Origin of the sequence: Phocaeicola salanitronis DSM 18170, from assembly GCF_000190575.1 — a bacterium.
Taxonomy (GTDB): domain Bacteria; phylum Bacteroidota; class Bacteroidia; order Bacteroidales; family Bacteroidaceae; genus Phocaeicola; species Phocaeicola salanitronis.
The window spans coordinates 549765-562584 of sequence record NC_015164.1; the positions used below are offsets into that span (position 1 = coordinate 549765).

General features: G+C 39.5%; 11 protein-coding genes and 1 pseudogene. 5 read left to right on the forward strand and 7 right to left on the reverse strand.

Going from position 1 to position 12820, the window contains the following annotated elements:
• The 3 genes from BACSA_RS02615 to BACSA_RS02625 are packed head-to-tail and all read left to right on the forward strand — an operon-like array spanning position 1 to position 4983.
• Positions 1-1503 carry a PIN domain-containing protein gene (locus BACSA_RS02615; protein WP_013616572.1) on the forward strand — a complete coding sequence of 501 codons (1503 nt, stop codon included), beginning with the start codon at positions 1-3 and terminating at the stop codon, positions 1501-1503.
• Entirely contained in the window at positions 1481-1855 is a 375-nt protein-coding gene (locus tag BACSA_RS02620; protein ID WP_013616573.1) for an ASCH domain-containing protein, read from the forward strand. Before BACSA_RS02615 ends, BACSA_RS02620 begins: the two co-directional genes overlap by 23 nt.
• 11 nt (positions 1856-1866) lie before the next feature.
• The gene (locus tag BACSA_RS02625; protein ID WP_013616574.1) at positions 1867-4983 is read left to right on the forward strand and encodes a type I restriction endonuclease subunit R; all 3117 of its coding nucleotides are present in this window, start codon (positions 1867-1869) and stop codon (positions 4981-4983) included.
• A gap of 202 nt (positions 4984-5185) precedes the next feature.
• Here the strand turns inward: BACSA_RS02625 and BACSA_RS02630 are convergent, their stop codons facing one another.
• The 6 genes from BACSA_RS02630 to BACSA_RS02655 all read right to left on the reverse strand — a co-directional run bounded on the left by BACSA_RS02630 (position 5186) and on the right by BACSA_RS02655 (position 9906).
• Positions 5186-5590 (reverse strand): hypothetical protein, encoded by a 405-nt coding sequence (locus BACSA_RS02630; protein WP_013616575.1) that lies wholly within the window; start codon positions 5588-5590, stop codon positions 5186-5188.
• Positions 5591-5625: 35 nt separating this feature from the next.
• Positions 5626-6564 carry a relaxase/mobilization nuclease domain-containing protein gene (locus tag BACSA_RS02635; protein ID WP_013616576.1) on the reverse strand — a complete coding sequence of 313 codons (939 nt, stop codon included), beginning with the start codon at positions 6562-6564 and terminating at the stop codon, positions 5626-5628.
• Positions 6554-6862 (reverse strand): MobC family plasmid mobilization relaxosome protein, encoded by a 309-nt coding sequence (locus BACSA_RS02640; RefSeq protein WP_005646264.1) that lies wholly within the window; start codon positions 6860-6862, stop codon positions 6554-6556. The genes BACSA_RS02635 and BACSA_RS02640 overlap by 11 nt, the downstream gene beginning before the upstream one ends.
• 139 nt (positions 6863-7001) lie before the next feature.
• Positions 7002-8075: a DUF6371 domain-containing protein gene (locus BACSA_RS02645; RefSeq protein ID WP_013616577.1), complete on the reverse strand. Its 1074-nt coding sequence runs from the start codon at positions 8073-8075 to the stop codon at positions 7002-7004.
• Positions 8076-8158: 83 nt separating this feature from the next.
• Positions 8159-9526: a DUF3987 domain-containing protein gene (locus BACSA_RS02650; protein ID WP_013616578.1), complete on the reverse strand. Its 1368-nt coding sequence runs from the start codon at positions 9524-9526 to the stop codon at positions 8159-8161.
• An 11-nt stretch (positions 9527-9537) separates the two neighbouring features.
• Positions 9538-9906: a helix-turn-helix domain-containing protein gene (locus BACSA_RS02655; protein ID WP_013616579.1), complete on the reverse strand. Its 369-nt coding sequence runs from the start codon at positions 9904-9906 to the stop codon at positions 9538-9540.
• A gap of 127 nt (positions 9907-10033) precedes the next feature.
• Between BACSA_RS02655 and BACSA_RS02660 the strand changes: the two genes are divergently transcribed.
• Together BACSA_RS02660 and BACSA_RS02665 are read left to right on the forward strand one after the other, a co-directional pair.
• On the forward strand, positions 10034-10591 hold the full coding sequence (locus BACSA_RS02660; RefSeq protein ID WP_013616580.1) for a hypothetical protein: 558 nt from the start codon (positions 10034-10036) through the stop codon (positions 10589-10591).
• Positions 10592-10665: 74 nt separating this feature from the next.
• Positions 10666-11880 carry an IS256 family transposase gene (locus BACSA_RS02665; RefSeq protein WP_013616581.1) on the forward strand — a complete coding sequence of 405 codons (1215 nt, stop codon included), beginning with the start codon at positions 10666-10668 and terminating at the stop codon, positions 11878-11880.
• A 111-nt stretch (positions 11881-11991) separates the two neighbouring features.
• Here BACSA_RS02665 and BACSA_RS02670 read toward each other — a convergent pair.
• Positions 11992-12759: pseudogene (locus BACSA_RS02670) on the reverse strand (mobilization protein).
• Positions 12760-12820 lie beyond the last annotated feature (61 nt).

The window sequence follows — 12820 nt, forward strand, 5'->3', positions numbered from 1 at the left end:
ATGAAAGCCTTATTAGATACCAATATTATTATTCATAGAGAAGCAAATAAAATTGTGTCTCAAGATATAGGTATTCTTTATCGTTGGTTGGATAGAGGAAAATATACAAAATGTATTCATTCTGCAACTATTGAAGAGATAAAGAAAAATCCCAATAAAGAAACGGTTAAGCTTTTCTTGGTAAAGTTAGACAGTTATGAGACAATAGAGATACCTTCACCTATACAAGATGAAGTAAAAAAGATCTCTGAAAGCTATGATCGTACGGAAAATGACTTAATTGATACTTCTTTGTTGAATGAAGTATTTGTCGGACGTGTGGATATATTAATCACTGAAGACAAAAAAATTCATAAAAAAGCTAATGCTTTAGGGATTCAAGACAAGGTTTATACGATAGATTCTTTCTTGGAAAGAACTTTTGCAGAACACCCTGATTTAGTTAATTATAAAGTTCTTAATGTCCAAAAAATAAAATTTGGACAGCTCAGTCTTGAAGATCCTTTTTTTGATAGTTTAAAAGCTGATTATATTGGCTTTGATAAATGGTTCATAAAAAAATATGATAATGAGGCATATATTACTATAAATTCAAATAATGGGATGCTTTTGTCTTTCCTCTATTTAAAGGTGGAAGATGAAAATGAAAGTTATATGGATATAACCCCTATGTTCTCGCCTAAAAAACGATTAAAAATTGGTACTTTCAAAGTTATAAGTAACGGTTTTAGGTTAGGTGAAAGATTTATTAAAATAATTTTTGATAATGCTTTGAAAAATCATGTTCAAGAAATATATGTAACCATTTATGATAAACGTCCTGAACAAAGACGATTAATTGAATTATTGGAACAATGGGGATTCACTTTGTGGGGGAAGAAGAATGAAGAACTGGTATATATTAGGGATTTCTCACCTAAATATGATGTAAAGGATATTAAAGGCTGTTTCCCTTATATTTCAAGAGAGCAACAAGCATATATAGTCCCTATATATCCTGAATATCATACAGAACTTCTTCCAGATTCTATTTTAAATACAGAATCACCGCAAGAGTTTATTGAAGATTTTCCTCATCGTAACAGTATTAATAAAGTATATGTCTCAAGGGCTCTTGAACCTTATCCGAAAGTTGGAGACATTTTAATTTTCTATCGTACGGGAGGATTATATAAAAGTGTTATTACTACGATAGGAGTAGTGCAGGAACTTAAATTTGAGTTTAAAGATGAAGAAGATTTTATTTCATATTGTCGAAAAAAAAGTGTTTACCCAGAACAGGAGTTGAGGAACATGTGGAAGTATTCGATAAGACATCCTTTTGTTGTAAACTTTTTGTATGTATATTCTTTCCCGCATAGAATCAATATGCAAAAATTGATAGATCTAAAAGTTTTATCAGGTATAAACGATGCACCAAGAGGATTCAAACCGATAACAAAAGAACAATTTGAAATTATTTTGAAAGAGACAAAAAGTGATGAAAGTTTTATTATCAATTAAACCTGAATTCGTAGAGAGGATTTTTGATGGGAGTAAAAAGTATGAATATCGTAAAATGTTGTTCAAAAGAAATGATATAAATGTGGTTGTTATCTATGCATCTGCTCCAGTCAAACGCGTTGTTGGTGAATTTAGGATAAAAGATATATTTTCGGAAAGTGTAGATGTTTTATGGGAGAGAACAAAAGAATATTCTGGTATATCGAGAGAATATTATTTGTCATATTTCCAACATAAAAATATTGCAAATGCAATAGAAATAGGTAAGATTAAAAAATATAAAAAGATGAAAATGCTCTCTGACTATAATATTGCCCAGGCACCACAATCTTTTTGTTATATATCAGATTAGAATTAAAAAATATGAACAAGACAAACGAACAAGCTTTTGAAGCTTTGATAGAAAAGGCGCTTGTTGGCACAACATTAGAAGAACGTCAACAAACAGGTGTTAATGATATTGATGCACAGTCTCCAGACTTAGATAAATATTATTGGGGGCTGCTGAAGGATATGTCCGACAAGAAGTATGCTTTTGATATGCGTCGTTTGTGGTCGTTCTTGAGGACAACCCAACAAAATATTATAGATGAATATAAAGGAAAAAACATTGAAAACGAACTTCCTAAGCAACTTTCGAAAGCAATTGATACATTTGGTATTATTGAGGTACTAAGGAAAGGTGTAGATATAGATAATATTCATGTCACAATGTTTTATCCGAAACCATCGCCTGCCGATAGTCAATTATCAAAAGAAAAATATATTCAAAACCAATTCTCCGTGACCCGTCAGCAGACCTTTTCTGTTAGTAATCCAGGCTTGGAGATTGATATGGTGTTGTATGTAAATGGTTTGCCGTTATTTACATTCGAATTCAAAAATCCATGGACACATCAGACTGCCAAATATGATGGTCAAAAGCAATATAGGGAAGAACGGAATCCAAAGGAAACACTTTTGAAATTCGGTCGTTGTCTTGCCCATTTTACAATGGATAAGAACGAAGTATATTTCACCACTAAATTGAATTCGGGCAAAACATTTTTTATGCCGTTCAATCAAGGTCTGCCCAATGGACAGGGAGCAGGAAATCCAGTTAATCCTAATGGAGGATATAAAACCGCATATATGTGGGAGAAGGTCTTGCAAAAAGATATTGTGGCAGACATAATTATGAATTATGTGCTATTTGATTATGGTGAAGCAAAGACTCAAAAGAAGGTCCCTCATATAATGTCCAATGCCAAAAAACTTATATTTCCACGTTTTCATCAGCTTGATGTAGTTAGTAAATTGATTGTAGATGTAGCGAAATTTGGCGTTGGTAAAACTTATTTGATTGAACATTCGGCCGGTTCAGGAAAATCAAATTCAATAACCTGGTTGGCATACAAACTTATAGATGTTTGTCCTGTTACGATGGATGCTGTTCGTGCAAAGACACTAGATTCGCGTTTATATGATTCTGTGATCGTCGTTACAGACCGTAGATTGTTGGACAAGCAGATAACAGACAATATTAAGGCTTTTGGTAAGAGTGAAAAAATTGTGGCTCATGCTGATACTTCCAAAGACCTAAAAAAGGCCATTGAAGATGGAAAGCGAATAATTGTTACAACTATCCAGAAATTCCCTTATATATGTGATTCTATATCAGATGTGAGCGAACATAATTTTGCTATTATCATTGACGAGGCACATAGTTCGCAGTCTGGTATAGCTGCTGATAGTGTGAATAAAACAATTCAGAAGGACATGGATTGTGAAGGGGCAGATACAGACGAACTTTTGGAAAAACTGATGAAAGATCGTAAAATGAGTACAAACTGTTCTTACTTTGCATTTACAGCAACTCCAAAGAAGGAAACGCTTGAAAGATTTGGTTCAGAGGATAAAGACGGAAAATTCCATCCATTCCATCTTTATAGCATGAAGCAGGCTATTGAAGAAGGATTTATTCTTGATGTGTTGTCTAACTATACGACATATAAAAGTTATTATGAACTGACAAAAAGTATTGAGGATAATCCTGAATATAATAATGAAAAAGCCCAAAAGTTGCTCCGCAGAGCTGTAGAGCGAGAACCTAGAACTATAGAAGCCAAGGCTGAGATTATGCTGACACATTTTGATGCTAAGATATTCCGTAATCATAAGCTGAAAGGAAAGGCGAAAGCTCTGGTGGTAACTAAAGATATTGAGTGTGCGATTTTATATTATAAGGCACTCCAGAAGTTGGTGGAGGCAAGGAAACTTCCTTATAAGATATTGATAGCATTTTCTGGAGAGAAACAGATTATAGACAAAAGCATTGGATATGATACTCCAATATATAATACAAATAACATACAAGCTGCAGAACCTTATGGAGATTATTATGTGACACGTCGCTACACCGAGGCAGAAATGAATGGATTTCCTGATACTCAAACAGCTGAAAAATTCGAGTCAGATGATTATCGTATTTTGGTCGTTGCCAACAAATATCTGACAGGATTTGACCAACCGAAGTTGTGTGCTATGTATATTGATAAGCCTTTAGATGGCGTGTTGGCTGTTCAAGCTTTATCACGTCTAAATCGGGCAGCTCCTGACCTGGGTAAGCTTAGCGAAGATTTATTTATTCTCGACTTCTATAATAAAATAGAAGATATAAAAGAAGCTTTTGACCCTTTTTATACTGCCACAACTTTATCAGAAGCTACAAATGTGAATGTACTTCATGAATTAAAAGCTACATTGCTTGGAATGTGTGTATTCAATATGGACGAAGTGAATGAGTTCATCGATTTGTATATTCGTGGAGAAGAAGCTGACAAATGGGCTCCTATTATTGATGTTGCTGCACAACGATTTAATTCAGAAATTGAATGGGCTGAAAATGGGAAAGCTGATTTTAAGATGAAATGCAAGCAATTTGTTAAGGTTTATTCCAAAGCAGCTGCTATTATGAGTTATGAAGTCAAGGATTGGGAAAAATTATTCTGGTTTTTACGTTTCCTAATACCTGAACTTTATATTGAACCCAATGGCGGTAATGATATAAAAGACTTGCTTGATTATGTCGATTTAAATACATATGGCTTACGTCGTACCGTTTTGAATGAGACAATTAAGCTTGATGCTGGAGAAACGGTAATTGACCCTAACAAACCTATAATGGTAAATGCTGGAGGAGAAGATGATGAGCCTAAAGATCCATTGGATATAATTCTTAAAGATTTTAATGAACGATGGTTTAAAGGATGGGATGCTACGCCTGATGATCAGAAAGCAAAATTGATAAGCATTACAAAAGCTGTAACGGAGGATGAAGATTATCAGACTCTTGTTGTGGGTAATCCTGATAAGCAGGCTGTCGATGAAGCAATGGCTACTATAATCGATCGAATTATCCGAAAAAACGTAAAGGTGATATGTCTTTATACAAGGAATATCAACAGAACGATGGTTTTAAATATAATCTGCGTAATCTGATTAATCGAATGCTAGGTGATCTCGACTATGTAAAATGAATGTATGTAAGTAAAATAATTTTATCTACAGAAAAGAAGACGAGGTTAACTCAAAAGCATGAGTCAGCCTCGTCTTTTTCGTACTTCTAATGGGAACTGTTTACAAATATTAGATTCTCAGAGGAGGAATAATGTCTTTTGTGACAGGCTAGATAAAATCCACATTACACCTCCAGATCCTTCAACGGCAACCCATAATTATATTGTCTGAAAAATCCTCTGTGGATAAGTTTCAGACCAAGGGTCTGATAATACTTGTAATCGTCATCTTCGGTACAGAGGTATTTGTAACCGTATCGTGGGGCGTACTCCTTGAAGAAGCGGGCAAGGTCTTTCAGGTTCTCCTGTTGGTTTCGTTTGAAGTTGCTGCGAACAATGATAATACTCCAGTCAGGGATACTGCCGACACCACAACTATATTCCCAGAAACGGATGTATAAATCCATTTCGCCTACATGAACAGAAACACAAATGCCATTGGCGTTGTGCATGACGGAACAGCAGTTTCTGTAACCGAATCTCTCACACAAATAGAGATTGAAATCGTAAATAAAATCGGAATAGTTCATAATAATTTGAATTTTGATGGTTAATAAAAAATTGATTATAGACTGAAACCTCGCTTGCGTTTCGGTTTCTTTTTCTTCTTTTTAAGCCGGTTGGTCTGTATCGCTTCCTCCGTATCATAATCCGTAGGAGAGGGAGTGAACAGTCCAAGAGTAATACCGGAATGATTCTCCTGCTGATATTCATGCCGAGGTTCCTCGCGTATGGTTTCTGCCTGTGCCTGACGCTGGTTCATGGTAGCAGAAAGAGCGTTATATCTCAATTCCTGATCGATGTTCAGGAAACTGAACTTGCGGTCAATCTTGGAACCGCTAAAGGTCAGTTGGTCACATGTGAACTTGACACCTTGCATCTCTCCGGTCGTGCGACTTAGCTTCCATTGCGTATCAATTCCGTACTTCCGTAAGGCCAGTCGCAGCTCACTCCAACTTCGTGCGTTCGGAACTTCTCGTTTCAAGGCATGATAGATAAAATACTTTACCTTGTCATGACGACGCAATCGCATGAAATTGACATGCTCTTTTCCTTCGGCAAAATGCAAACGATAACGGGCTGTCAGCATCTTGCAGACCTTTTCGTTCCGGTAGCGGTCATTCTTGTCGCTGATGGTGCGGCCGTCATTATCCACCCGGTTGTAAACGATGTGACAATGCGGATGGTCACGGTTAGTATGCCGGGCGATGATGAACTGTGTGTTCTCGATTCCCATCAGCTTCATATAGTCGTGAGCGATCTTTAGCATCAGCCCATCATCGTCACGGATGCGGTCTTCGTCTTCTGCGGAGAAGCTCAATGATATATGACCGACCGTGTTCTTGACCTTGTCGTTCAGTAAAGTCTGCAACTCGAATTGTTCCGCTATTTCTTCGGGTGAACCGTAGACACCAACTGCTTTTAGCAGGCGTGACTTATCTTCTTTCAGCACATAGTTTACGCACCCGGAAAACGATGTGCCCTTGACAATTTTACCTATCATCCTTGAGCTGTTTTATGAGTTGTGAAATCTGTTGAACGGCGGTACTGCACTCATCGGCCACACGATAAAAACCGTAAGCATTGGCTCGTCTGGCAAGTTGATTCAGGTTCGTGCTTTCGCCAATCAGTTTTCGGATGATATCAAGATTTTCTCTCGTAATTCGTTCGCGCACCGTACCGTGTTCGATGAGTGAACGCACTACTTCGCTTTGACTGCGTTTACTGCGTCGGCTGAGTGCTCTGAGCCAACCGAATTGTTCGTCTGTAAGACGGATTGTTACTGTATTTTTCTTGTCCATAATATTTGCTTTTGAGATTAATAATTGTGACCATCGGGAGCCGTCTCACCGTCTTTTGAGGTGAGCAAGTGGCCGGGAAATGTAATACACCGGCATAAACTTGCTCCAGTGAAAAAGAAGTGAATCAGACATCTGAAAGTCATCGTTTGAAAAGTCCTTTTCGGGTACGTTGAACCGTTGCTGAAAGCGGTGCTTTCTCCACATTGACGGGCTGCAAATCGAAAGTTTCGACAAGCGTTTTCAAGGCCGGATTCAACGTGACAAGACGATTGAAAATTGCCTCCTTTGTCTCTTCTCTCAGCAGAAAATCAGCGATGTCATAACCCGCATCCCGTTCTTCTTTTGTTGCGTTTCTTTCCATAAAATCGAAAAGAAAAACCTCTATTCCCAGGCTTCGGATCATCTCCATTTTACTGTTCCAATAGTCGGTTGCACCCAGGTCAGGGAAGAGCAGGACACGTCGGTTTCTCAATACACTCATGGCATCCCGATTGAATGCTCCGTTCTTCCCGCCCGAAGCAATCCATAAATATTGCGGCAGATAGAAGCTGGATATCAAAGCGCTTTTCTCACTCTCCACAAGGGCAACCGGACGCTGCTGGTCGGAGGACAAAAGGTGCTCACCAAACAGGCATTGCCGGAGGTTGAAATTCTCTTTCTTCAGAAGGGAATGTACCCACGTGATGTAGTTGTGCGGCTTTTTAATCCGTCTTCCGTTTTCAGAATTGTAGAGCATCACTTTCCCGGTGCGTACCCGTCCGGAAATATCCACCTGCCAGAAGACCGTAGCTCCCGGCCAATGTTTCGAGGTTCCCACATGGTAGCGCAACATCAGTTCTTCGGTAGCCTCCTGCCCGAAATGGAAACTCAGAAACTGAAACAGCTTGTTCGTGTGATACAGCTTCAGAGACTGTCTCATGATTTCCGGTTCAATGAAGGATGGCACAGGAGGCAGACTGACGCGTGGCTTTGACACCGGCACAAATTCTTCGCTCAATCGTTCCTTGGCCATCGGGTTCTCGTCAAAGTACATTTTAGGCGTATAGTTGTAGCCGCACTTTTGTTCATGGTTGCATCGCCCTACATAATCGGGAAAGCTGATTTGCTTTTCCATATCGATGTATTTGGCAAAACAACTTTTGCGGTGGCAGTTCGGGCATGTGTGCCGGGTGCTGACACCTTTGTATGGTTCTAATGTGAATCTGTAGCTCATTTTTCTTTCTGTTTGGATGTTACTATGCACATTTTCGCAACTTCACAAACCCCTCGGTTGCGAAAATGTGCATAGTAACAGGTTTATTTACTGTATTCTCCATGATTCTCTTTTCTGAATAATGTTCCGATGTGGCGTTTTAGAAACATCTTGAAAGCATGCTCTTTCATCCCATAGCTTTCAGCAATGCCGATACCTTCTGCCGTTGTAAACCTCTGAGGCAGGTTCAGGTAGATGTTGCGGTGCAATTCGCTCAACTGTTCCTGGCTGACGGCAGTCTGCACCTTTACAGCTGTAGTCCGAAAATATTCAGTCAGCAGGATGGCACGATTCACGCTTTCAAGGTCAATCGTAGTCTTATCGCGCTCTCCGCAAGTCCATCGGGCAAGCTGGATAATCAGACAAAACCGGATAATGTAGATTTCCAGTTTGCAGTAAATACCTACCAAAGCATCATTGGTTTCCATATCACATTGGCGGGCATTTTCATGCTGCCAACCGTAAAGCCGTTGCTTGGCATCTTCATCGAATGGCAGGCATTGAGGCTGCAACTCATTATTCTCGTCATGCGGACAATCCTGTGCGATCAGCTTATCGATAATCTGTTGCCACTGAGACTCCAGTTCTTCTGGAGTTTCCCGGTCGTTCCATCTGCTTTTCAAGACAGATTCAGGCATCACGAAAAGAATACGGTCGATAAAACCGTTACTCGAACGCTCGCCCTTGACCAGTTCGCCCAGAATCTTCTTTTGGATAGTACCGATAACAGAGATGTAAGGACGTCTGATAAAAATGGAACTTTGCGTACTCTTGCGGTCGGAAATTGTAGGCTTGGCATTGAACACCGAAAGCCAGAACTGTTCTTCCGAACCGTTGTTGTAACGGTTGAAATTCTTGAACCAGGCCGACAGCTCGTCCGACCAAAGGCAGAGTCCTCTGGGATTCTGGGCATGTATCAGGCTCAATCCTTCGGGAGTGATATCCGAAACAAGAAAGCGTCTGCGCACGGGAGCTTGCGGAAACTCATCCAAACCAGCTTCCATGCGTTCCCTTTTGCTCATGGACATAGTGCATTCATACTCGGCATACAACTTCTGATACTCCTGATTCTGACAATAGTCATGTTCAATAAACGGCTGGAAAGCGAAACTCAGCGGATGACTCTTATTGGCTCCGGGGCGTCCAATCAGTGCCATGTACAGAATGGGACTTTCCAGCCAGTTGCGCTTTACCTGCACCAGATGGGAGTTTCCAATCCCCACGGCAATGGCTGCAAGGATAGCCGCAGCGACATAATCCACGGGATAGCCCTGACAATCGTGCAAACTACTGATGATACGCTGAATCCTGATAGGAAAGACCTCTATTGGGAATTCACCGCCGGACATCTTGGCTCCGATGCGCACAGCCTCGCCGATAATACCTTCTGCTGTTAATTTGGAGGTTTCCATAGCCGTGCAGATCAAAAGTTATAGCCTCCCTTTGGTTTGCGCTTCGCTCCATATACTATCTCCGCTGCCTGTTCCTGGAGCGATATTGCCTGCATCTGCTTGCGGCCGGACTCAATCCATTGCAGCAGCTCATCTTCATAGAAGTAGAGTTTTTTCCCTCGTTTGTAAGCCGGAATCAGTCCTTTACGCGCAAGCGTGTAAATGGTAGGCTTTGCCTTTCGTGTGATTTTACAGGCTTCGTCAATTTCAATAAGACGATGCTTGTCGGAAGAAGCCTGCGGTTGCAGTGCCGCTACCATTTGACGGATTTGTTCTATCTGCTCTGTGAGATAACCTACCGCCTGCGGCAGCTTATCAAAAGTGATTTGTTCGTTTGCCATACGTACTCGTTTTTAATTGTTCGCTGGCAAAGGAAATTGGTGTTTTGATGGTGGAAAACATCACCGGAATATAACTGTGAGATAACTTTTGGTGGTGATAAATTAGTATATTTGCAAAAAACAGACTATGAACAATACAGATAAAGTCTATCTAATAAAATGGGTTGGACCATTCTCATATGATGAGTTATATAATTGGGAAAAGAAATGGTTGGAGAATAATAATGAAAATTTTAATTTGTACTTGTTGCAAGGAAAAAGAAAATACGCTAGAAAATTTTCTTATTATTGTGGACAAACTATTAGATGCGTATATAGAAGACTAAAAGATAAGGATCATCATTTTAAAGAAATAGAACATAGCGATTATTCTATATGGATTGGTAAATTTTCCAATGTTGTACCGAATAAAACAGATATAAATGTAGTAGAGAAAATCATAACTTCAGAGCTAGCAGAATTGGAATTAGGATTTGAAAATATGATGAATGAAATAAATTTCCATCCACCAGTTTTCGATGTATATATTATTAATCAGTGGTATCATCCTATAAAAAATAGCGAATGGAAGAGGATTCATTATAATTCACCTGCTAATTATATTCCAGATTTAATGATTTATGATTCAAACTCAAAAGAAATGAAGGGAACTAGAAAAATAAGGAAATTAGGAATATTGGAATAAGTTTCATGGAGGATGTAAATTAAACTGTGTCAGCAAAGAATAAAATATTAACTTTGCTAACACAGTTTTTTTGTATGAAAGAAGAATTTGATTTTGAGAGTATCAAGAACAAGGCAATTGAACAGCTGAAAGCAGGTAAACCCCTGTTAGGTAAAGACGGTGCTTTTGCTCCCTTATTGGAAAGTATCCTGAATGCAGCTCTGGAAGGTGAGATGGATGCACACCTTACAGAAGAAGAACGTCAGATGGGTAACCGCCGTAACGGGAAAATGCAAAAGCAGGTTCAGACTCCATTAGGTGAGGTAACTGTATCCACTCCCCGCGACCGTAATTCAAGTTTTGATCCACAATTTATTAAGAAGCGTGAGACCATTCTGGCAGAAGGTGTTGCCGATCGTATAATCGGCCTGTATGCTCTTGGTAACAGCACACGTGAGATTAGTGATTGGATGGAAGAGAATCTTGGTAATCGTGTATCGGCAGATACAATCAGCGCCATTACAGACCGTGTACTTCCGGAAATAAAGGCATGGAAATCACGTATGCTTGATTCTGTCTATCCTATAGTCTGGATGGATGCCATCCATTATAAGGTAACAGATGAACGTGGTTGTGCTGTTACACGTGCAATCTATAATGTGCTGGGTATTGACCGGGAAGGACATAAGGAACTACTCGGAATGTATATATCAAGAAATGAGGGAGCAAACTTCTGGCTCAATGTTCTGACAGACCTTCAGAACCGTGGAGTCGAAGACATTCTTATAGCCTGTATAGACGGCTTGAGAGGTTTTCCTGAAGCAATCCAAAGTGTTTATCCCAATACAGCCGTACAGCTTTGTGTCGTACATCAGATTCGTAATTCCATCAAATATGTAGGCTCCAAAAATCAAAAGGAATTCCTGAAGGATTTGAAATGCGTTTATCAGGCTGTAAATAAAGAATCGGCAGAAAATGAACTTCTTAAGCTGGAAGATAAATGGGGCGAACAGTATCCTATTGTCATCAGGTCATGGCAGGAGAATTGGGATAAGCTGTCCGAATATTTCCAGTACACTCCGGCTATCCGTAAGCTCATATATACGACAAATACTGTTGAAGGTTATCACCGTCAGATTCGTAAGGTAACAAAGAATAAGGGCGTGTTCCCATCGGATACAGCCCTTGAGAAACTGGTTTATCTTGCATACCGCAATATACGGAAGAAGTGGACCATGCCACTGGCTAACTGGGCTACAATCTCACAACAATTAGCCATAAAGTTTGGAGAGCGATTTAAATTATTGTAATTTTACGCTCGTCGGGACGGGTGGTCCCGCCCCTTGGCGCTGGCCGTTCCCCGACCGATGAGTTTTCTAATAGGAAATAATGCGTGACACAGTTTATTTTACACTACCGTTTCATGTAATATTCAGATTTAGTCTGATTTTACATCCAGATTCTGTGTGTGACATTTTACGTTCAATAGTTGAGATTTCCAGGTCGCGAAGGGTATGGGCAAAGACATTCTTGATTAAGGTAGCAGTATGAATACGCTTTCTACCAAAAGCCTTGCCAATATTCCAACCAAAGTGCATAATATCAATGCTTTTAAGTTGTGAGTCAACCTTTACGGGCTATATCTTTTGTAAGGTATCACTTGTACTATATTCTGCAACGTATGTACATAGACGGTTGAGATCTTCTTCACTCATATAGGCAACCATTGTTTGCTTCGTATAGCTAATGACCTTTTCTAATTTGGTTTGAATAGCATGATCCTGTTTTGCGATGGCGTTGGCTCGCATGACTTCATATTCTGAAGGTTCAGAGATTGCTTCTTCAGTGGTAGGAGCAGGCTCAATGACATCAGGCATAGCCTGGTTTGAATCTTTGATTGTAGTGGCTGCCGGCTCAGAAACGGTTTCATTGTGATTTTTCATCGTTTGAAAAGCAGAGGAACGCAATAGAAAGGCTTCTATGCGTGGTAGCAGAAACTGATTGAAAGTTGTCTGTAAACTGGCATAGATCGCCATCAAGACAATTACTGTTGCAAAAAATGCAACACTACTACTGAAATCGTCAACACCTTTGGATATAACAAACTGACGAGCTAAAACGCCAACAACAAGAGTACCCACCAATACAAAGGTATAGAGTGCTATATGTTCTATATTTTTCTGGTTCATAGTGATATTTGCTAATTGTTTGTGCGCAAATATATGTCATTTAATAGATACCATGTTATAA

Bases quoted from the DNA above. Each gene is read 5' to 3' on its own strand.
- BACSA_RS02650 (WP_013616578.1), bottom strand. From the start codon at position 9,526: ATGGAAACCTCCAAATTAACAGCAGAAGGTATTATCGGCGAGGCTGTG.
- BACSA_RS02655 (WP_013616579.1), bottom strand. From the start codon at position 9,906: ATGGCAAACGAACAAATCACTTTTGATAAGCTGCCGCAGGCGGTAGGT.
- BACSA_RS02630 (WP_013616575.1), bottom strand. From the start codon at position 5,590: ATGAACTATTCCGATTTTATTTACGATTTCAATCTCTATTTGTGTGAG.
- BACSA_RS02635 (WP_013616576.1), bottom strand. From the start codon at position 6,564: ATGATAGGTAAAATTGTCAAGGGCACATCGTTTTCCGGGTGCGTAAAC.
- BACSA_RS02645 (WP_013616577.1), bottom strand. From the start codon at position 8,075: ATGAGCTACAGATTCACATTAGAACCATACAAAGGTGTCAGCACCCGG.
- BACSA_RS02625 (WP_013616574.1), top strand. From the start codon at position 1,867: ATGAACAAGACAAACGAACAAGCTTTTGAAGCTTTGATAGAAAAGGCG.
- BACSA_RS02660 (WP_013616580.1), top strand. From the start codon at position 10,034: ATGAACAATACAGATAAAGTCTATCTAATAAAATGGGTTGGACCATTC.
- BACSA_RS02620 (WP_013616573.1), top strand. From the start codon at position 1,481: ATGAAAGTTTTATTATCAATTAAACCTGAATTCGTAGAGAGGATTTTT.
- BACSA_RS02640 (WP_005646264.1), bottom strand. From the start codon at position 6,862: ATGGACAAGAAAAATACAGTAACAATCCGTCTTACAGACGAACAATTC.
- BACSA_RS02615 (WP_013616572.1), top strand. From the start codon at position 1: ATGAAAGCCTTATTAGATACCAATATTATTATTCATAGAGAAGCAAAT.
- BACSA_RS02665 (WP_013616581.1), top strand. From the start codon at position 10,666: ATGAAAGAAGAATTTGATTTTGAGAGTATCAAGAACAAGGCAATTGAA.